Genomic DNA, 20,294 nt, shown 5'->3' with positions numbered 1-20,294 from the left:
TAACTTTATAAAGATTGGTTAAGAATATATTATTTTCTTCCTCTGCTACTTCTAGAGGAAGAACTTCTGTTTCCTGAACTTCTTGAAGATGAGCTTCTACTGCTAGTACTCCTAGAAGAAGAACTTCTTGATGAGCTTCTAGACGCATTTCTTGATGAAGAAGATCTACTTGGAGTATAGCTTCTAGAAGAACGAGTAGATTTAGAGTTTTGAGAATATCTCTTTGTGCTTCTTTTAGGAGTTGTACTTCTTACGTTTCTAGTAGATTTTGTATTTCTAGTGTTTTTTACTCCTCCAGTTCTATTAGTACGTGTACTTCTTACTGGTTTGACTCCTCTTGTATTGCGTGTGCTTCTTGTAGAGCGTATTTTACCGTTACTATTATATTGTCTTATAGTTCTTTTAGACCTTGTAGAATTAACAGTTCTTCCATTTCTAGCAGAACGAGAGTTTCTAGTTTTGGTATTTACTCTTCTATTGTTAGCGTATCCTCTTCGAGAATTAGATGCTACACTATATCTTCCTCTGTAAGAATTTGCTCCTCTACGAGTGTTTCTGTAGTAATTTCCATTTCTGTAGTAGTTTCCATATCTGTATGGAGTATAATAAGGGTTTCCGTAGTAAGCATATCCGCCACCATAAAATCCAGTATTCCAATAACCTCCATAATGATAAGGGTGCCATGAGTTATATCCCCATCTATTCCAACGATTCCATCTATTCCAGCGGTTCCATCCATATCCATAACCGTAGAAAGGTGAACCCCAATATGAGTTGTAGCCAAAACCGGTATTAATATTTATAACAACATCTGCATTGTCATAACCCCAAGGTTCATTATAAGTTATTCTAGTTTGAGAATCATCTTCGTATATTTCTTCTTCATATTCCTCATCTTCATCGCCATAAGATTTATAGCTATCAATATCTGTTATAATATCAGAACCGTTTAATTCATCTAAACGTTGTAACTCCTTTGTAAAATAATTGTCGTTGTATTCTCTATATTCTTTTTGATCTGCAATAATAACTCTTCTTCCTTCAGTTTCAGAATTACTATCAGCGTAGATACCATCTTCGCTATTAGTTACAGTTTGCGCAGTTCCGCAAGAAATTAAAGTTGTTAGCATTAAAAATGATAACATATAAAGTGGAAGTTTGGTGTTGGCGTAATGTAACTTCATGTTTTCTAGTATTTAAGGTTTTTTCTCTTATTCTTTTTGAATCGATAATTTACAAAATTAAAACTAACTGTTAGGCAACTTACCTTTTTTAGTGTAGTTTTGTTTCGATTTTAATAAAAATCACAATTTTGCAAACACAAATTACATTTATTTAGGTAGCAAGTTTTGTGCCAAACTTCTGATTATGAGTAAAAAATTGACAAAGCGTTCCGAAGATTATTCGAAATGGTATAATGAACTAGTTGTAAAAGCTGATTTAGCTGAAAATTCTGCTGTACGTGGTTGTATGGTTATTAAACCTTATGGCTATGCTATTTGGGAGAATATGAAAGCGGAATTAGATAAAATGTTTAAAGAAACAGGGCATCAAAATGCTTATTTTCCACTTTTAGTGCCTAAAAGTTTGTTTGAAGCTGAAGAAAAAAATGCAGAAGGTTTTGCAAAAGAGTGTGCGGTTGTAACTCATTATCGTTTACAAAACGATCCGGAAAAAGAAGGGAAACTACGTGTAGATCCAAAAGCAAAGTTAGAGGAAGAGTTAGTTATTCGTCCAACTTCTGAAGCAATTATATGGAATACATTTAAAGGATGGGTTCAATCTCACAGAGATTTACCATTGTTAATAAATCAATGGGCAAATGTGTTTCGTTGGGAAATGCGTACACGTTTATTTTTAAGAACGGCAGAGTTTTTATGGCAAGAAGGACATACAGCACATACAACAAAAGAAGAAGCTATTTCAGAATCTAAGCAAATGCAAGAAGTGTATGCAACCTTTGCAGAAAACTTTATGGCAATGCCAGTTGTAAAAGGAGCAAAGACAGAGAGTGAACGTTTTGCAGGAGCAGATGAGACCTATACAATTGAAGCTTTAATGCAAGATGGTAAAGCATTGCAAGCAGGTACTTCTCACTTTTTAGGACAAAATTTTGCCAAAGCATTTGATGTTAAATATACTTCTAAAGAAGGTAAGCAAGAATACGTTTGGGCAACTTCTTGGGGAGTTTCAACACGTTTAATTGGTGGTTTAATAATGACGCATTCAGATGATTTAGGATTGGTTCTGCCTCCAAAGTTAGCGCCAATTCAAGTAGCAATTGTTCCTATATATAAAGGAGAAGAGCAATTAGCCGCTATTTCTGAGAAAGTTAATGTTTTTGTAAAAGAATTAAAGGCTAAAGGAATCTCTGTAAAATTTGATGATAGAGACACTTATAGACCAGGAGCAAAGTTTGCAGAATATGAGTTAAAAGGAGTTCCAGTTAGAATTGCAATTGGTAATAGAGATTTAGAAAATAACACTGTAGAGGTAGCTCGTAGAGATACATTAGAAAAACAAACTATTTCTCAAGATGAAGTAGTAGATTTTGTTGCAGTACTTTTAGAAGAAATTCAAGAGAACTTATTCAATAAAGCACTTTCTTATAGAGAGCAACATACTACAGAAGTAACAACTTTTGATGAGTTTAAAGAAGTAATAGAAACTAAAGGAGGTTTTGTTTCTGCGCATTGGGATGGTTCTGAAGAGACAGAAGATAAGATAAAAGAGCTTACAAAAGCTACAATTAGGTGTATCCCTAATGACGCAAAAGAAGAGTCCGGATCCTGTATTTATTCAGGAAAGCCGTCTTCAAAAAGAGTTTTATTTGCTAAAGCATATTAATTGAAAAGAGTCTCTAAAGACTTTGTTTTTAGGCTTTAATTAAAACTGACATTCCCGTGAAAACAGGGATCTAAAAAAAAAAATGATTTTTTTTTAAAAAATTATTGCAAATGTTGAAAAACGTTGTATATTTGCACCCGCAATCGATAAGATTGATTGCTACTGGTCCGTTCGTCTAGGGGTTAGGACGCATGGTTTTCATCCATGTAACACGGGTTCGATTCCCGTACGGACTACAAAGTTTTATATAAACTAAATAAGAAAAAAGTAAGATGGCAAATCACAAGTCAGCATTAAAGAGGATTAGAAGTAACGAAGCTAAGAGATTACGTAACAAATATCAGCATAAAACTACACGTAATGCTGTAAGAGACTTACGTGCATCTTCAGATAAGAAAGAAGCTGAAGGGATGTTAACTAAAGTTATTTCTATGTTAGACAAATTAGCAAAGAATAACATTATTCATAAGAATAAAGCAGCTAACTTAAAGTCTAAATTGACTAAGCAAGTAGCAGCTTTATAAAAAATTAATAAGAATTTTTCTTATTAAAAAACGCTCTGATTTTTCAGAGCGTTTTTTTGTTTTTGTTTAAGCTATTTCCTGCTTTCACTACTCGCTTTTTGTTCATTCTTCACAAAAGAGCTCAAACAAACCGTTCAATCAGGGCTAAACTAGTTTGCTAACTATTGTGAATCCTGCAAGGCTTTAGAAACCCTGTAGGTATATATGTTTTCATAACTTCTATGTGAACTATGTTTCTATGTGGTTTTTTACCTACCAATCGTATTTCTTATGAGCATCCAATCTTATAAAGATAAAAAGTAACACTGTAAAACCCCAAAGAGAAGAACCTCCGTAACTAAAAAAAGGCAGCGGAATACCAACAGTTGGAAACAATCCTATAACCATACCAACATTAACTAAAAGGTGAAAGAATATAATGGAAGCCACGCCGTAGCCGTAAATTCGCCCAAATTTATTTGTTGTTGTTTCGGATAAGTAGATTACTCGATAAAGTAAAACAACAAAAAGAATAATTACAAGACTACTTCCTAAAAAGCCCCATTCTTCTCCAACAGTACTAAAAATATAATCTGTATGTTGTTCTGGAACAAAATTTCCTTGAGTTCTATCTCCTTGTAAATATCCTTTACCTAAAAAACCTCCAGAACTAATTGTTAATTCCGCTTGGTGAGAATTGTATCCAATTCTTTTAATATCTATTTTTTTTCCCAAAAGAACATCAAAACGATCCCTATGGTGTTGTTTAAATACATTATTAAAAATAAATCCAAAAGCTATAATAAATAAACCAACAGCAGTATATAAGCCAACTATTTTAGGCCAATTGAAACGTAAAAAACGTTTATCTCTATAAATGGCATAAATGGTATATGCAGTTATTAATAGGAAAGAAATTATTAAAACCCAAAGTGCACCAAAGTATATTGTTAGTAAAAATAAAAGTACTGTAATTGCTCCAAAAATAATATAATTTAATGTTAGACCTTCTCTGTTAAAAACAAAAAAGAAAGCCAAATAGATAAGTACAGAACCCATATCTGGTTGTAATGCAATTAAGAAAGCAGGAGTAAAGATTACTATAAATGCTTTTATTTGGTTTTTTATAAGTTTTAAGTTGTAATTTCTGTCACTTAATAATTTAGCAACAGCTAAAGCTGTAAACGCTTTTGCAAACTCAGAGGGTTGTAAACCAATACTGCCAAAGTTATACCAAGAAGTAGCTCCATTTATATTCTTTCCGAAGAGAAATAAACCTGCGAGTAATATTAAAGAGAATATATATAGAACACTAGAAAAGCGCTCATAAAATTTAGAGTTTAGAAATAAGATTAAAATAATTAGCGGAATAGATAGAATAATAAAAATTAGTTGTTTTCCATATTTTGTTGAAAAATCTAATAGCTCATTATTTTCTGGAGTTGTAGAAGCGGCATAAATATTCATCCAGCCAAAAATAACTAGTGTAGCGTATAAAGCAACAAGTATCCAATCTAAGCCTAAAAATATGTTATTTCGTTCCTGACGCAAGAGAATCTGGTTTTTGAATTTGTTTATTATATATTTTCTGTAAACTAGTGTTAAACATTTTAGTTTCTCTGTACTTTGTTGCTTTTGATATTTTACCGTTTAAATACTTTTCAATCATTAAACTTGTAATTGGTGCAGCAATTGTTGAACCATAACCACCATTTTCCACAAAGATTGCTAATGCAATTTGTGGGTTTTCTCTAGGTGCAAATGCCATAAAAATTGAATGGTCATCTAACTGAGTTTTCTTCCCATCAATTCTTATAAAATTTTCAACTGTCCCCGTTTTTCCACAGATTTCTATCCCTTTTACTTGACAGTATTTACCGGTACCCGTTTTAAAAACTTCATACATTGCTTCCACAACTGGGGTAAAGTGTTGAGAGTCTATAGTTGTTTTTTTTGGGACGGTATAATTTTCATTATCAATATTTTCACCATCAATTTTTTTAACAATATGTGGTGTGTAAAAGTAGCCTCTATTTGCAATTGCTGCTGTAACATTTGCTAATTGAATTGGTGTTGTTTCCACTTCACCTTGACCAATTGAGTTAGAAATAGTTGTTGTAGCTCCCCATCTAAAATCATAATTATCACTATAATATTTGCCGTCAGGAATCCTACCTTTCTGTCCGGAAGGTAAATCATATCCTAAAAAATCACCTAGGCCGAAGCTTTTTGCATGGTTTGCCCAAGCGTCCATTCCTTCAGCGGAAGTTTCATATTTATCAATAATTTTTCTGTAGGTTGTGGCAAAATAAGTGTTACAAGATTTTGCAATAGCTGTTTTAAGTTTAATTGGTCGTCCATGAATACCACAATGGCAACCCATAAAAGCGTTTTTTCTACGTCCGTATCTGTAACCATTTTTACAGAACACATGAAAATTTTCATCAACTACATTTTCCTGTAGTCCAATTAATCCATTGATCATTTTAAAAGGTGAACCAGGAGCGTAACTTGCTTGCAGACCTCTATCTATCATTGGTTTGTTAATAGAATCGTTAAATAATATACTGGATTGTTTTTTACGTTTTCTACCTACCATTAAATTGGGATCGTAACTTGGTGCGGTTATTAATGCAAGTATTTCACCACTTGAAGGTTCAATTGCAACAATTCCACCTCTTTTTCCAGCCATTAATAATTCACCATATTTTTGTAAATCACTATCTATGGTTAGTGTTAGGTCTTTACCTGCTAAAGCTGTTGTATCGTATAGTCCATTTTTAAAAGAACCTATAATTTTATTAAGATTATTTCTCTTTAAGTGTTTTTTACCTTTTATTCCGCGCAATATTTTTTCATATTGTTTTTCAACTCCCCAAGAACCAATTAATTCCCCTTGTTCATAATCATCACTATTTCTAGCAGTGTATTCGTTAACTTCACTAATATATCCAACTACGTTGGCTGCTGATTTTTCCGGGTAATTTCTAATTATTCTTTTCTGAATATAGAAACCCTTGTATTTGTGTAATTTTTCTTGAAGAAAAGCAAAGTCTTCTTTAGAAAGTTGTTTTAAAAATACTGATGGTAGCCAGCGTGCATATTTTTCAGCTTTTGCAAAACGTCTTTTAAAGTCTTCTGTATCAATTTTTAAAAAAGAACAAAACTCTAAAGTATCTAAAGGTTCTACATCTTTTGGTGTTACCATTACATCGTAAGAAAGTTGGTTGGCAACTATTAGTTTTCCATTGCGGTCAAAAACATGTCCTCTTTCTGGGTAGTCATAAACAATTTTTACAGCAGAGTTTTTAGTAGGATTATAGTTTGATCCATCAATAATTTGTAATTGAAAAAGTCTTCCAATAAAGATTATTCCAATAAGTAGTATTAAGAAAATTAATAAATAACTTCTTTTCATTTATTGTTGTTTTGAGCTAAAAATATAATTTCCTAAGAAGAATAAAATTAGTGTAAAAACACTTGATAAAACAGTGTTTAAAATTATGTGTGTAAAGTTTTGAAAGCTAAAGTTAATTAAAGTAAACAATATAAAATGATGAAGTATTGTTAAAATTGCGATGAAATTAAAAACATTGCCAAAAGATTCTAATTTTAAGTTAAATAGCTGATAATCTTGTGCATTCTTTTTAAAAATAGAATGGATTAAATAAATTCTAAAGTAGGCTATAAGAACTATTGAAAAGGCATGTACGCCTCCAGAGTTTGAAAAAAAATCCACAAACAGCCCTAATAAAAATGCTAAAACTAAAAAGGGAAATCTGTTTTCGCGAAGTGGATATAAAAAAACAAAAGCAATGTATAGGTATGGGTTTACATATCCTAAATAAAGAATGTTGTTTAATATAAATACTTGTAAAAAAAGTAAGAAAATAAACAATAGAGAGATGTAAACTGTTTTATTCATTACTTAAATTTTGGAGCTCTTTTTTATATAAATTTTTCACTACATAAACTTGATTTAAATTACTCATGTCATTAAATAATTGAATATCTAGTGTGTTAGAAGCAGTGTGCTTTTCAGGAATGTTAATTATGGTTCCAATAAGTATTCCTTCGGGGAAAATTGTAGACATTCCACCAGTTATAATTGTGTCACCAATTTTAGAAATTGCTTGCCTTGGTATATCTTTTAATTGAACAATCTTGTAATCTTTTCCGTCCCATTCTAACGTTCCAAAATAGTTGTTATTTTTAAAACGTGCATTAATCTTACTGTGTCTATTTAATATAGATTGAATTCTTGAGTGTCCATTACCAACATTTTCTGTAATTCCAATAATTCCTTTTCCATTAATTACAGCCATTTCTGTTGTAATTCCGTGTTTTAATCCTCGATTAATGGTTAAAAAATTATTTGAGCTACTATATTGGTTAGCGGTTATTTTGGCATTTATATTAGTAAAATGCTGATTGTATTTTACGGAGTCTACAACTGTTGTTTCTAAAAGACTATCTGAAGAGACGTGTACTTGTTCAAGTAAGTTTTTTAATCGAATATTTTCTTCAGCTAAAGCTTTGTTTTGTGTTTCTAAATTAAAATAGTCTGAAATTTCTGACGATGTGTTTAAAAGCCCTCCAGTAATTCCATTTGTAGAGCTTACAAATTTACTTTTATGAAAGCTATTGTTGTTAATAATTAAAGCAAAAGCAATAAATTCTAACAGCAAAAAAAATAAAAAATATTTATATTTCTGAAAGAAATAAATAAGCTGTTGCATGAATTATATTTTTTATTTAATCAAAACGTTCTTGTATTTTTCTAAATCTTTAAGAGCCATTCCTGTACCTCTAACTACAGCACGTAAAGGATCTTCTGCTACATAAACAGGTAAGTCTGTTTTTCTAGAAAGACGTTTGTCTAAACCTCTTAACATAGATCCACCTCCAGCTAAATAGATACCTGTATTGTAAATATCCGCAGCCAATTCCGGAGGAGTTTTTGATAATGTTTCCATTACTGCGTCTTCTATACGTAAGATAGACTTGTCTAAAGCTTTTGCTATCTCTCTATAAGAAACCTGTACTTGTTTTGGTTTGCCGCTTAGTAAATCTCTACCTTGAACTAACATGTCTTCTGGAGGGGTTTCTAAGTCTTCAGTTGCTGCACCAATTGTTATTTTAATTTTTTCTGCAGTAGTTTCTCCAACGTGTAAGTTATGTTGAGTACGCATGTAATACATAATGTCACTTGTAAATAAATCTCCTGCTACTTTTACAGATTGATCACAAACAATACCAGCAAGTGCAATTACTGCAATTTCTGTTGTTCCTCCACCTATATCAATAATCATGTTACCTTTTGGTTCCATGATGTCTACACCAACTCCAATAGCTGCAGCCATTGGTTCGTAGATTAAATAAATTTCTTTGGCGTTCATATGACGAGCAGAATCTATTACTGCACGTTTTTCAACTTCTGTAATTCCTGAAGGAATACAAATTACCATACGTAATGAAGGTGGGAAAAGCTTCTTTTTTATTGCTGGAATTTGTTTTACAAATTCCTTTATCATTTCTTCAGAAGCCTGAAAATCTGCAATTACACCATCTTTTAAGGGTCTAATTGTTTTAATATTTTCATGGGTTTTTCCTTGCATTAAATTGGCTTCTTTACCAATTGCAATAATTTTTCCAGTAGTTCTATTCCTTGCTACTATTGAAGGGCTATCAATAACTACTTTTCCATTGTGGATAATTAGTGTATTTGCAGTTCCTAAATCAATAGCAATGTCTTCTGTCATAAAATCGAAAAAACCCATAAAATATCTTTGTTTCTTTTATTATTGTAATCTCACAAATTTACTAAAAAAATGTGTTGTTTTAACTTGTTATTGTTAATGTTTAAAATGTCTTACACCTGTAAAAACCATAGAAACATTATTTTCGTTACAATAGTTAATACTTAGTTCATCTTTTATAGATCCACCAGGTTGTATCACACTTTTTATACCGGCATTATCTGCAATTTCTACACAGTCTGGAAATGGGAAAAAAGCATCACTTGCCATAACAGCTCCATTTAAATCAAAATTAAAAGAAGTAGCTTTTTCAATGGCTTGTTTTAAAGCATCAACTCTACTTGTTTGACCAGTTCCTCCAGCTAATAATTGTTTGTTTTTTACTAAAATAATAGTATTAGACTTGGTGTTTTTACATAGTTTAGAAGCAAACAATAAGTCTTCTAACTCACTTTCTGAAGGTTTATTGTTAGTTGGATAAGATAAATCTTCTAATTTATCAGTTATAAAGTCTTTATCTTGAACTAAGTTACCGTTTAAGCAAGTTCTAACTGTTTGAGTTGGTAATGTTACTTCTTTCTGAATTAAAATAACTCTGTTCTTTTTTCCTTTTAAGGCAACTAAAGCGTCATCAGTATAACTTGGTGCTATTACAACCTCGCAAAATAACTTGTGAATTTCTTCAGCAGTGTCTTTATCAATAGTAGTGTTGGCAATTAATATTCCGCCGAAGGCAGAAACCGGATCACCAGCTAAAGCATCTACATAAGCTTGGTGTATCGTTTCTCTTTGGGCAAAACCACAAGCGTTGTTGTGTTTTAAAATAGCAAAAGTAGGCGCTTCTCCTTTAAATTCGGCCATTAAATTAACAGCTGCATCTACGTCTAAAAGATTGTTGTAGCTTAATTCTTTACCATGCAATTTGTCGAACATTGCATCTAAATCACCAAAGAAATACCCTTTTTGATGTGGGTTTTCTCCATAGCGTAGCGTTTTAGAGATTGTTTCGCTTGCTTTAAAAACTACTTCATCTTCATTAAAATAATTAAAAATAGCAGTATCGTAATGAGATGAGATATTAAAAGATTTTGCAGCAAATTTCTTCCTTTGTTCAATTGAAGTTGTTCCGTTGTTTTCTGAAAGAATACTTAAGAACTCTTCATATTGATCCATTGAAGAAACAGTAAAAGTATCTTTAAAGTTTTTTGCTGAAGCTCTAATTAAAGAAATTCCACCGATATCAATTTTTTCAACGATATCTTGTTCAGGTGCTCCAGAAGCTACAGTTTTTTCAAATGGATATAAGTCAACAATAACTAAATCTATTTGTGGAATTTGATATTCTGCTAATTCAGCAATATCACTTTCGTTATCTTGTCTGTTTAAAATTCCTCCAAAAACTTTTGGGTGTAAAGTTTTAACTCTTCCTCCTAAAATAGAAGGGTAAGAAGTAACTTCATCAACAGGAACAACGTCTATACCTAATTCTTTAATGAATTTCTCTGTTCCTCCAGTAGAGTAAATTGTTACGTTTAATTCGTTTAGTTTTTGTACAATTGGCGCTAAGCCATCTTTGTGAAATACCGAAATTAATGCGGATTTAATTGTTTTTGCAGTGCTCATTTAGTGTTGTGTTGTTAAGCAAGCAAAGCTACTAAAACCTTAACGGTATAGCAATAAAAAGATACTCACAAAAAGGTGTAGTAATTAACAATTATTTAGCCGTCATTTTTTGTTTAAAATCAGACAATAACATATTGTAGTCTTTAGGTTGTTTGTTGGGTTTCTTGTAAAAGTTGGAAATCAACTTTTTTAAAATTGTTTGTTTTTTCATTTCGGGGGGATTTTTTTGAAAAAAATATTATTCTGCTTTTTCGATAAAATTATAGAGCCATTTGACTACTTTTCTAAGTATAGTAGGTTTTTCTTGGTAATGCGAAGTGCTTGTACCTATTGCTGAATAGGTTGTTTGGTTTTTATTATTCATATTGAAGGGATTGATGAATTAATAATTTGATTAATATGTTCAACAAACTTAAATAAAAAATAATTATAAAGCAAGTAATTAGTTAGTTACACTATTTTAGAAACTTTTTCGCATATATATTCTAAAAGATTTTCATCTTCTTTTGTAAATGGGTTTACTGTGTGAGAGTCGATGTCTATTTGACCAATGTTTTCACCTTCAACAAAAATTGGAATTACAATTTCACTCTTTACCTTCCAACCACAAGAAATGTAGTTATCTTGACTAGAAACATCTTGCACAACAAAATTTTCATTACTAACAGCAACTTGTCCACAAATCCCTTTTCCAAAAGGAATTATAGTGTGCTCAGTTTCTTCACCAGTATATTGAGCTAATTTTAATTCGTCTTTATCTCCATTTTTAAAGTAAAACCCAACCCAATCATAATAGGTGATTTGTGCTTCAAGGTAATCGCAAATCTGTTGTAATTTCTCTTCTCTTAAGCCAGTTGATTCTATAATAGAATCAATTTTAGATTTTAATATTTCTATATTCATTATTTACTATCTTCGTTCAATATAAGGATGCAAAAATAAATGATTTTAACGCTAAAAAAACATAAAAAAGTACTTCTTTTTTTACTTAAGTTTTTTGCAACATATTTTGTGTTATTTGCAATTTACTCTAGTTACTTAAAAAGAAACCAACAATTAGATCCATTTGTAAATGCTCCAGTTACACAGTTGGTGGCAAATCAATCTGCATGGGTTTTAGAGGTTTTTGGGTATCAAGTAGATAAAGTACAACATACAGAAGAGCTTTCTATTTTTCTTGCCTTAAATGGTAATTATGTTGGTAAAATTGTTGAGGGTTGTAACTCTATTAGCTTAATAATTCTTTTTGTAGCATTTATTATAGCTTTTTCAGGAAAGCTTAAAGCAACATTATTGTATATGCTTTTTGGGGCTGCTTTTATTTGGATAATTAATATTATAAGAATAGTTGTTATTTGTATAATGTTAGATAAATACCCAGAACAAGAAGCATTTTTACATAAGTTACTTTTCCCCGCAATAATATATGGAGCGGTTTTTTTATTGTGGGTTATTTGGGTAAATAAATTTTCAGCAGTAAAAAAATGAAAAAAAAATACAACTATTTAATTATAGCTTTTTTGTTTTTCTTATTGATTTTAGTCAGAGCATTTTCAACTAAAATGTTCTATGATCCAATGACTAGTTATTTTGAAGATGAATACTTATATATTTCTCCTGAAAGTGTTATCTATTGGAAGTTGTTTTTAAATATGCTCTTTCGATTTTTAATAAACACAGTTATTTCTTTAGCTATTATTTGGTTGGTTTTTAAAAGAGTTGATTTTGTAAAGTTTTCTGCAATATTTTACGGAGTTGCCTTTGTTATTTTAAGTGTTATCTTTTATTTCTTATTAAAAGATGATTTCTCTTCGGGTCATTTATTGCCATTTTATATTAGGCGATTTATAATTCACCCTTTAATTTTATTGGTGCTTTTGCCAGCTTTATATTATCAAATAGTACAAGAAAAAGAACTTTAACATAGTTTTTAAATTTTGTGTTGTAAATTTGCACTTGTAATGAAACAGTTTTTTAAAAATATAACTTCAGTAACACTAGCTTTTTTAGTGTTATTTTCAACCTTTTCTTTTACGGTTGAAAAGCATTATTGTGGAGATTTTTTAGTTGATGTTTCCTACACAGGAGATGTTAAAGAGTGCAACATGGAAGAAGGTTCTACAGGTGTTGTACAAATGAAAAAGTGTTGCAAAAATGAAGTTGAGCAAGTAAAAGGGCAAGATGAACTTCAGCAACATTCAATAAACAAAATAACTTTTAAAGATCAGCAATTTATAATTTCATTTGTAATTGCACATTTAGATTTACTTACTGATAATGAATTAAGTAAATCTTTATTTGAATATCACTTTCCACCACCAAATCTCGATAGAGATTACCAGATTTTTTACCAGTCTTTTTTAATCTGATTTTATTTTTAATGCGATAAAATTCATCCTTTTAGATGAAAACAAGTCTATTTAATAAATAAAATTAATATCAATGAAAAAATATATAGTTGGCATACTTATGCTACTTCCATTTTTATCATTTTCTCAACAAGAATTAAAGGGAATGATAATGGACAAAACAAATCCAAAAGATAATTTAGGCGTTTTTGGCGCCAATGTTTACTGGTTAAATACAACAGTTGGAGCAACTACCGATGAAAAAGGTTGGTTTAAAATTCCATACAAATCAAGTTATAAAAAGCTGGTAGTAAGTTTTATTGGATATAAAACTGACACAATTAATATTACTAGTTTAAAACCAATTCATCATTTTATTACTGATCAAAGTACTTTAGATGAAGTTAGTGTATCTGTTAAGAAAAAAGCTACGCAGAAATCTTTCTTGCAAACAACAAATGTGTTTACAGTAAATAGTGATGAATTATTAAAAGCGGCTTGTTGTAATTTGGCTGAAAGTTTTGAAACAAATCCATCAATTGATGTAAACTTCTCAGATGCTTTAACAGGTACAAAGCAAATACAAATGTTGGGCTTAAAAAGCCCGTATTTATTAATTTCACAAGAGAATATTCCTTCAATAAGAGGAGCGGCACAAGTTTTTGGACTTACATTTACGCCAGGAACTTGGGTAGAAAGTATTCAAATTACCAAAGGAGCTGGAAGCGTAATTAATGGTTTCGAAAGTATTTCTGGGCAAATTAATGCTGAACTTGTAAAACCTTTAACCGATAATAAGTTGTTTGTTAACGCTTATGGTTCTTTAGGAGGGAGATTAGAATTGAACACTCATTTTAATCAAAAAGTATCAAATAAATGGAGTACAGGTTTGTATGTTCATGGAAATTATAGGGGAGAGAAATTTGATAGAAACAATGATAATTTTTTAGACAATCCGCTTGCGGAACAAATAAATATTATGAACCGTTGGCAATATATAGATGCTGAAAAAGGTTGGGTTAGTTTTATTAATTTCAGGTATATGGATGATGCTAAGCAAACCGGTGAAATAGATTTTAATCCACTTACAGATAAAGGAACAACAAATGCTTGGGGAAGTGAAATTAAAACCAAACGTTTTGATACTTCGTTAAAATTAGGCTATGTTTTTCCCGAGTTACCATTTCAAAGTTTCGGATTTCAATTAGCATATAGTAACCATAAACAAGATTCTTATTTTGGGTTAAGAGATTATAATATTAAACATCAAAGTGTATATTCTAACCTATTGTTTAATTCAATAATTGGAGATACAAGAAATAAGTTTACTACTGGAATAAATTTCACGTATGATGTGTATGATGAATTGGTGAATATTACAGATTACTCTAGAAAAGAAAATTCGTTTGGTGGTTTCTTTGAATACGCTTTCGATAATTTAGATGACTTTAGCTTTACGGCTGGTTTACGTTTAGATACACATAATTTATTAGGAACTTTTGTTACACCACGTTTTCATATGCGTTATGCTCCATGGGAAAAAGGAGTTTTTAGAGCTTCAATTGGGCAAGGAAGAAAAGCAGCTAACATTTTTGCGGAAAATCAACAATTATTTGCAAGTTCAAGACAAATAGATGTGCAGAGTACTGGTGGAAAAATTTATGGATTAGACCCGGAAGTAGCATGGAATTATGGAGTTTCTTATTTACAGGGATTTAATTTATTTGATAAAAAAGGAGACATAACGTTAGATTTTTATAGAACAGATTTCCAAAACCAAGTTGTTGTAGACTGGGAGAATCCACAAGAAATAGCATTCTATAATTTAGAAGGGGAAAGTTATGCAAATAGTTTTCAAGCAGAAGTAAATTATAATATTGCAAAATATTTTAATATGCGATTAGCATACAAATATTATGATATTGAAACGGATTATCAATCAGGAAAAGCAATAAAACCATTAACTCCAAATCATCGTTTTTTTGCAAACGTTTCATATGAAACTATTAAAGATGAGGAAATTGAAGGTCATTGGAAATTTGATCTAACCTATAATTTAATAGGAGAGCAACGTTTGCCAAATACAAGTACTAATCCAATTCAGTATCAATTGTCAGAATATTCAAATTCATATAGTTTATTAAACGCTCAAGTAACAAAAGTGTTTTCGAATAAATTTGAAGTGTATGTTGGAGGAGAAAACTTAACAAATTACAAACAGGAAAATCCTATTTTAGCAAATGATGATCCATTTGGCGCAAATTTTGATACTACAATAGTGTACGCGCCAATTTTTGGACAAATGTTCTATGGGGGATTACGATTTAAAATCAATTAACTTTAAAATAATTTAAAAATGAAAAAAATATTAGTAATAGCAAGTTTGTTTTTCTTCGGAATAGTTGCAAACGCACAAAAGAAAAACGCAAAAGTATCTTTAGAAGTAGATGGTATTTGTGGTATGTGTAAAAAACGAATAGAAACAGCAGCTTTAAAAACAAAAGGAGTAAAGTTTGCAAGCTGGAATGTTAAAACACATAAATTAAGTTTAATTTTAGATGAACGTAAAACTTCTGTAGAAAATGTTCAAAAGAGTGTTGCAGCTGTTGGTCACGATTCAAAAGGGTTTATAGCTACTGATGAAGCTTATGACTCAGTACATCCTTGTTGTAAATATAGAGATGAAGAAATTATAGAGAATCACGCAGGAGAGTTGAAAAAACAAAAAAAGAAGTAATAATGAAAAAAATAATTCTGGTAGTAGCAATCGTATTTGCTTCAAATTTAGTTTTTATTTCATGTAAAACTGAAAAGAATGAAGAGGTAAAGGAGCAAACTACAATAAATGGGAGTGAAGTAGCTAAAGAAGAAGTTTACCAATGTCCAATGGAATGTGAAAAAAGTAAAACTTACAAAAAAGAAGGCGATTGCCCAGTTTGTAAGATGAAGTTAAAGGAGAAAAAATCACTAAAAACTGAAGAATCTGATTAGTTTTTTCAGAATTAAAATTAAAAAATCCGTTAGAATATTTCTAACGGATTTTTAGTTAATAGTCGTTTTAGTTGATGGTTAAAACTCTTTCTTCATAAATTATAGCACCCTTATTTGTTATTCCTTCAATATATAAACGAATCGTTTTTTGATTTAAATGCGGAGTTTTAAAACTGTAGTTTTCTTTATTAATAACGATATTGGGTTTCCAGAATATTGCGCCATAATTTTTAAAAATAGAATTATTGGTACTCAGGTAATTAGGTTTGTAATAGGTCTTCTCTTTTGCAAAGCCTAAAGAGGTTGTGGTTTCTTGGAATAAGTTCTTAGTAGAAGCTTTTCTTTCCTTATTGCTATAAAGGTAAATTTGACCACCATCATTTTTTGAAATTATTATTTCTTCAAAATCATCTAAAATCATGTTGCTAATTAAATTTAGGTTGTTTTGATCTTGTGTAACAATAGGCATGTCATCCAAGGTTACTTCTGTTGCAGCACCTTTATTTCCTCTTAAGTTAGAGACACCTCTATTATTGTAAATTACTTGATTTGGAAAACTACCAACAATTCTAAACCCTTTTGAAGTTAAAAAAGATATGATACCTCTCCTTCTAAGGTAAGACTTGTCAGTGTTTTTATAGGAAGTTCTGGAAGCAAATAATCTTGTAGGAGTGTTCTTCTTTTTAGGTTTTGATTCAAGTGTTACTTCGTCTAAAATAACTCGTTCACCAATAAAACTATCTAAGTTTAAATCTAATTTTTTATTTTGATAAAAGTGTTTTTGAGTAATTGTAGTATTAATATTCTGTTTGTTTAATTTTGGATAAAATGTTGTGTAAACTTTTGGTTTTAAAAAATTATTCTTTTGCTGAATTGAAAAACTAATATTACTAAACGCTCTTAAGTAAATATTTTCAAAAGAAAATTTATTTTTAATTATTGGAGTATTAATAATTAAGTTCTCTTCAGGAGAGAATAACATTATGTTAGTGGAATCTTTTACGCTTGAGTTTATTGCGCCTTTAATAGTTATTCCTTTTTCAAACTTAAATTTTATATCTGGGGTATTGTTGAAAATATTATGCCAATTATATTTACTCCAACCTTGATTTAATAAAAGTAAATCCAAATCAGTTAATTTTTTTTGATTAATGTTAGTGAAATAATATGAGCCTTTTTCAATTGTTCCTTTAACGTATGGTTTTAAAAGGAATTTTGTTAAAATATTATTTTCAAAATCATAGCTTTTTGTTTCTTCAGGTAAAATACTAGCGCTTAAATATTGTACATCGTTATTATTTCTATTTAATTGTATAGAAATAGAATCATTTAATTTTGTAGTAGATTTAATACTTATTGTTGAAAATAGGCTTTCGTCATAATTAAAAACCAAGCGTTCAAGTACGGGTTTGTTGTCTTCGGTTAAAATTGTAATTGTATTAATACCTTTAGGAGTTTCTTTTGTAGGTAAAAAGAAATTATATGTATTTGTGTTTTTTTTTAGAGTAAAAGAACTTTTTGAAATAGATACAGTGTTATGGATATATACATAATATTTTTGTCCAATATTATTCTTTAAAGTCTCGTTATTTGTTTGAATTTTTAACTTAATAAATGTTGAGTCAGTATTTTCAACATTAAGTGTTATACCATTTTTTTTAGCAGGGCTAACAAGTTTAGTTATTTCTTCATCATCAAAAGTGCTAACTTTAACGTTGTAGATTGTGTTAGGTTTGTAATGAAATTTAATTTTCCCTAATCCAAATTGATTTGTGGTAAATTTTCTAACAATATTGTTCTTGTCATCAAGTATAGTCCCAGATTTTATTTTGACACCTTCATTTTGTTTGTTTTTTAAAATAATACCCAAAACAGCGTTTGTTGATTCCACTAAATGACCACCTTCAGGTAGTAGTTGTAGATCATAGTTACTGTCAGATATAATTGTTTTTTTTGTGTTATTTTTATTCCCTATAATATTAAATTTTTGCAAAAAGGCTTCATCTTCAATAAAGTTTCGCATCCAATTGGTAGAGGCTTTTATATAGTACGTGTTTTCTGTAAATGTAGAGTCAATTTTAATACTATTTGCAGCAACACCGTCTTTTATATAAAGTAATTTAGTTTGCTTGTATTCTCCTTTTTCATTGTAAATGTTGCAATATAAGTTTGCTGTATCTTGATGTAGTTTTTTTGTGTTTTGGTTTAAAACATAGGCTTGGAGCCATAATTCTTCACCTACAATAAAATTAGTTTTATTTAAATGGAGGTATGGTATTTCTCTTGTTAAGTTAAAGTATTGTAGGTATTTTTTGCTAGTATCATTTTTTTCTTGTGAGTTGCAATAAAATGAGAAGAGTAAAAAGAGAATAGTTATTTGATATTTTGAAAGCATTTTTTTTGACCAATTTAACATAAACTATTCCATTAAAAAAATAAAGTCCATTAGAATTAATTCTAATGGACTTTATTTTTCATTATTAATTTGTCGTTCCTTTAGAGAATAAAAAAACATCTATGGCGATTCGCCACTACATCATTCCTGGCATTCCACCACCCATTGGAGGCATTCCGGCAGGAGCATCTTCTTTAATATCGATTAAAGCACATTCGGTTGTAAGAATCATTCCTGCAACAGAAGCTGCATTTTCTAAAGCAACACGCGTTACTTTTTTAGGGTCAATGATTCCTGCATCTAACATATTTACGTATGTTTCTGATTTTGCATCGTAACCAAAGTCTTTTTTACCTTCTAAAACTTTATTAATAACTACAGAGCCTTCTCCACCAGCGTTTTCTACGATAGTTCTCAAAGGAGCTTCAATTGCTTTGTTTACAATTTGTACACCTGTAGTTTCGTCTAAATTATCAGTTGTAATTTTAGTTAAAACGGCTTTTGCTCTAACTAAAGCAACACCACCACCAGCAACAATACCTTCCTCTACAGCAGCTCTTGTTGCGTGTAAAGCGTCATCAACTCTGTCTTTCTTTTCTTTCATTTCTACTTCAGAAGCAGCACCAACATAAAGTACAGCAACACCACCAGCTAACTTAGCCAAACGTTCTTGTAGTTTTTCTTTATCGTAGTCAGATGTTGTGGTTTCTATTTGAGATTTAATTTGATTAACTCTCGCTTTAATTGCTGTAGCGTTTCCAGCACCATTTACAATTGTAGTATTGTCTTTGTCTACTGTTATTGATTCTGCAGTTCCTAATAAATCTAAAGTTGCGTTTTCTAATGAAAATCCTCTTTCTTCAGAAATTACGGTTCCTCCAGTTAATATTGCGATGTCTTCTAACATTGCTTTTCTTCTGTCTCCAAAACCTGGAGCTTTTACAGCAGCAATTTTTAATCCACCTCTTAATTTATTTACAACTAAAGTAGCTAATGCTTGTCCATCAACATCTTCAGCAATAATTAATAAAGGTCTTCCTGATTGAGAAACTGGTTCTAAAATAGGAAGAATTTCTTGTAAGTTAGAAATCTTTTTATCGAATAATAACACATAAGGATTGTCTAAATCTGCAATCATTTTGTCTGCATCTGTAACAAAATAAGGAGATAAATAACCTCTATCGAATTGCATACCTTCAACAACATCTACATACGTATCTGTTCCTTTTGCTTCTTCTACAGTAATAACTCCTTCTTTACCAACTTTACCAAAGGCAGTTGCAATTAAATCTCCAATAACAGAATCGTTATTAGCAGAAATAGATGCTACTTGTTGAATTTTATCTGAAGAATTACCAACTTTCTTAGCTTGCTTTTCTAAATCTGTAACAATTGCAGTTACAGCTTTATCAATTCCGCGTTTTAAATCCATTGGATTTGCGCCTGCGGCTACATTCTTTAAACCTTCTTTTACAATTGCTTGCGCAAGTACAGTTGCAGTAGTTGTACCGTCTCCAGCTAAATCGTTAGTTTTAGAAGCAACTTCTTTAACCATTTGCGCTCCCATGTTTTCTAACTCATCTTCTAACTCAACTTCTTTTGCAACAGAAACACCATCTTTAGTAACTGTTGGAGCACCGAAAGATTTAGAAATAATTACGTTTCTTCCTTTTGGGCCTAATGTTACTTTTACTGCGTTTGCTAAAGCATCAACTCCACGTTTTAAACCGTCTCTTGCTTCAATATCAAATTTTATATCTTTTGCCATTTTTTATGTTTTGCTTTTAGCTCTTGGCTCTTGGCTTTTGGCTAAAATGGTTTACTTTAA

18 protein-coding genes and 1 tRNA gene are annotated in these 20,294 nt (G+C 30.6%); 9 read left to right on the top strand and 10 right to left on the bottom strand.

Going from position 1 to position 20,294, the window contains the following annotated elements:
• Positions 1–29: 29 nt before the first annotated feature.
• Complete coding sequence (locus LPB136_RS07660; protein WP_158009620.1) at positions 30–1,184, bottom strand: hypothetical protein; 1,155 nt, start codon at positions 1,182–1,184, stop codon at positions 30–32.
• A 184-nt stretch (positions 1,185–1,368) separates the two neighbouring features.
• On the opposite strand from LPB136_RS07660, the gene proS reads away from it, so the two are divergent.
• The 3 genes from proS to rpsT all read left to right on the top strand — a co-directional run bounded on the left by proS (position 1,369) and on the right by rpsT (position 3,371).
• Positions 1,369–2,847 (top strand): proline--tRNA ligase, encoded by a 1,479-nt coding sequence (gene proS, locus LPB136_RS07655; RefSeq protein ID WP_072555632.1) that lies wholly within the window; start codon positions 1,369–1,371, stop codon positions 2,845–2,847.
• Positions 2,848–3,011: 164 nt separating this feature from the next.
• Positions 3,012–3,083: transfer RNA gene (locus tag LPB136_RS07650), tRNA-Glu, on the top strand.
• Between the two features lie 36 nt (positions 3,084–3,119).
• On the top strand, positions 3,120–3,371 hold the full coding sequence (gene rpsT / locus LPB136_RS07645) for a 30S ribosomal protein S20 (protein WP_072555630.1): 252 nt from the start codon (positions 3,120–3,122) through the stop codon (positions 3,369–3,371).
• A 252-nt stretch (positions 3,372–3,623) separates the two neighbouring features.
• Here rpsT and rodA read toward each other — a convergent pair whose 3' ends face one another.
• From rodA to LPB136_RS07610, 7 genes are all read right to left on the bottom strand, one after another.
• The gene (gene rodA / locus LPB136_RS07640; RefSeq protein ID WP_072555628.1) at positions 3,624–4,901 is read right to left on the bottom strand and encodes a rod shape-determining protein RodA; all 1,278 of its coding nucleotides are present in this window, start codon (positions 4,899–4,901) and stop codon (positions 3,624–3,626) included.
• Complete coding sequence (gene mrdA / locus LPB136_RS07635; RefSeq protein ID WP_072555626.1) at positions 4,882–6,768, bottom strand: penicillin-binding protein 2; 1,887 nt, start codon at positions 6,766–6,768, stop codon at positions 4,882–4,884. The genes rodA and mrdA overlap by 20 nt, the downstream gene beginning before the upstream one ends.
• Positions 6,769–7,275, bottom strand: coding sequence for a rod shape-determining protein MreD (gene mreD / locus LPB136_RS07630; protein ID WP_072555624.1), 507 nt, complete (start codon positions 7,273–7,275; stop codon positions 6,769–6,771).
• Complete coding sequence (gene mreC / locus LPB136_RS07625) at positions 7,268–8,089, bottom strand: rod shape-determining protein MreC (protein WP_072555622.1); 822 nt, start codon at positions 8,087–8,089, stop codon at positions 7,268–7,270. The genes mreD and mreC overlap by 8 nt, the downstream gene beginning before the upstream one ends.
• 12 nt (positions 8,090–8,101) lie before the next feature.
• Positions 8,102–9,130 carry a rod shape-determining protein gene (locus LPB136_RS07620; RefSeq protein WP_072555620.1) on the bottom strand — a complete coding sequence of 343 codons (1,029 nt, stop codon included), beginning with the start codon at positions 9,128–9,130 and terminating at the stop codon, positions 8,102–8,104.
• 75 nt (positions 9,131–9,205) lie between these two features.
• Positions 9,206–10,732, bottom strand: coding sequence for a bifunctional phosphoribosylaminoimidazolecarboxamide formyltransferase/IMP cyclohydrolase (gene purH, locus LPB136_RS07615; protein ID WP_072555618.1), 1,527 nt, complete (start codon positions 10,730–10,732; stop codon positions 9,206–9,208).
• Positions 10,733–11,182: 450 nt separating this feature from the next.
• The gene (locus LPB136_RS07610) at positions 11,183–11,635 is read right to left on the bottom strand and encodes a GAF domain-containing protein (protein WP_072555616.1); all 453 of its coding nucleotides are present in this window, start codon (positions 11,633–11,635) and stop codon (positions 11,183–11,185) included.
• Positions 11,636–11,674: 39 nt separating this feature from the next.
• On the opposite strand from LPB136_RS07610, the gene xrtF reads away from it, so the two are divergent.
• The 6 genes from xrtF (at position 11,675) to LPB136_RS07580 (ending at position 16,071) form a co-directional block, all read left to right on the top strand.
• Complete coding sequence (xrtF, locus tag LPB136_RS07605) at positions 11,675–12,220, top strand: exosortase family protein XrtF (protein ID WP_072555614.1); 546 nt, start codon at positions 11,675–11,677, stop codon at positions 12,218–12,220.
• Complete coding sequence (locus LPB136_RS07600; protein ID WP_072555612.1) at positions 12,217–12,654, top strand: exosortase F system-associated membrane protein; 438 nt, start codon at positions 12,217–12,219, stop codon at positions 12,652–12,654. The genes xrtF and LPB136_RS07600 overlap by 4 nt, the downstream gene beginning before the upstream one ends.
• 39 nt (positions 12,655–12,693) lie before the next feature.
• Entirely contained in the window at positions 12,694–13,101 is a 408-nt protein-coding gene (locus tag LPB136_RS07595; protein WP_072555610.1) for an HYC_CC_PP family protein, read from the top strand.
• Positions 13,102–13,174: 73 nt separating this feature from the next.
• On the top strand, positions 13,175–15,418 hold the full coding sequence (locus tag LPB136_RS07590) for a TonB-dependent receptor (RefSeq protein ID WP_072555608.1): 2,244 nt from the start codon (positions 13,175–13,177) through the stop codon (positions 15,416–15,418).
• An 18-nt stretch (positions 15,419–15,436) separates the two neighbouring features.
• Positions 15,437–15,817 carry a heavy-metal-associated domain-containing protein gene (locus LPB136_RS07585; protein WP_072555606.1) on the top strand — a complete coding sequence of 127 codons (381 nt, stop codon included), beginning with the start codon at positions 15,437–15,439 and terminating at the stop codon, positions 15,815–15,817.
• Positions 15,818–15,819: 2 nt separating this feature from the next.
• Positions 15,820–16,071, top strand: a complete 252-nt coding sequence (locus tag LPB136_RS07580; protein ID WP_072555604.1) for a heavy metal-binding domain-containing protein — start codon at positions 15,820–15,822, stop codon at positions 16,069–16,071.
• A gap of 67 nt (positions 16,072–16,138) precedes the next feature.
• Here the strand turns inward: LPB136_RS07580 and LPB136_RS07575 are convergent, their stop codons facing one another.
• Positions 16,139–18,487, bottom strand: coding sequence for a hypothetical protein (locus LPB136_RS07575; RefSeq protein ID WP_072555602.1), 2,349 nt, complete (start codon positions 18,485–18,487; stop codon positions 16,139–16,141).
• 115 nt (positions 18,488–18,602) lie between these two features.
• Positions 18,603–20,234, bottom strand: coding sequence for a chaperonin GroEL (gene groL, locus LPB136_RS07570; protein ID WP_072555600.1), 1,632 nt, complete (start codon positions 20,232–20,234; stop codon positions 18,603–18,605).
• Positions 20,235–20,294 lie beyond the last annotated feature (60 nt).

It is taken from the genome of Tenacibaculum todarodis (assembly GCF_001889045.1).
GTDB classification, from domain to species: domain Bacteria; phylum Bacteroidota; class Bacteroidia; order Flavobacteriales; family Flavobacteriaceae; genus Polaribacter; species Polaribacter todarodis.
The sequence above is the reverse complement of the archived record's forward strand: the minus strand, read 5'-3'. Positions and strand labels throughout refer to the sequence as shown.

Bases quoted from the DNA above. Each gene is read 5' to 3' on its own strand.
- LPB136_RS07660 (WP_158009620.1), bottom strand. From the start codon at position 1,184: ATGAAGTTACATTACGCCAACACCAAACTTCCACTTTATATGTTATCA.
- proS (WP_072555632.1), top strand. From the start codon at position 1,369: ATGAGTAAAAAATTGACAAAGCGTTCCGAAGATTATTCGAAATGGTAT.
- rpsT (WP_072555630.1), top strand. From the start codon at position 3,120: ATGGCAAATCACAAGTCAGCATTAAAGAGGATTAGAAGTAACGAAGCT.
- mrdA (WP_072555626.1), bottom strand. From the start codon at position 6,768: ATGAAAAGAAGTTATTTATTAATTTTCTTAATACTACTTATTGGAATA.
- mreD (WP_072555624.1), bottom strand. From the start codon at position 7,275: ATGAATAAAACAGTTTACATCTCTCTATTGTTTATTTTCTTACTTTTT.
- mreC (WP_072555622.1), bottom strand. From the start codon at position 8,089: ATGCAACAGCTTATTTATTTCTTTCAGAAATATAAATATTTTTTATTT.
- LPB136_RS07620 (WP_072555620.1), bottom strand. From the start codon at position 9,130: ATGGGTTTTTTCGATTTTATGACAGAAGACATTGCTATTGATTTAGGA.
- purH (WP_072555618.1), bottom strand. From the start codon at position 10,732: ATGAGCACTGCAAAAACAATTAAATCCGCATTAATTTCGGTATTTCAC.
- LPB136_RS07610 (WP_072555616.1), bottom strand. From the start codon at position 11,635: ATGAATATAGAAATATTAAAATCTAAAATTGATTCTATTATAGAATCA.
- xrtF (WP_072555614.1), top strand. From the start codon at position 11,675: ATGATTTTAACGCTAAAAAAACATAAAAAAGTACTTCTTTTTTTACTT.
- LPB136_RS07600 (WP_072555612.1), top strand. From the start codon at position 12,217: ATGAAAAAAAAATACAACTATTTAATTATAGCTTTTTTGTTTTTCTTA.
- LPB136_RS07595 (WP_072555610.1), top strand. From the start codon at position 12,694: ATGAAACAGTTTTTTAAAAATATAACTTCAGTAACACTAGCTTTTTTA.
- LPB136_RS07590 (WP_072555608.1), top strand. From the start codon at position 13,175: ATGAAAAAATATATAGTTGGCATACTTATGCTACTTCCATTTTTATCA.
- LPB136_RS07585 (WP_072555606.1), top strand. From the start codon at position 15,437: ATGAAAAAAATATTAGTAATAGCAAGTTTGTTTTTCTTCGGAATAGTT.
- LPB136_RS07580 (WP_072555604.1), top strand. From the start codon at position 15,820: ATGAAAAAAATAATTCTGGTAGTAGCAATCGTATTTGCTTCAAATTTA.
- LPB136_RS07575 (WP_072555602.1), bottom strand. From the start codon at position 18,487: ATGTTAAATTGGTCAAAAAAAATGCTTTCAAAATATCAAATAACTATT.
- groL (WP_072555600.1), bottom strand. From the start codon at position 20,234: ATGGCAAAAGATATAAAATTTGATATTGAAGCAAGAGACGGTTTAAAA.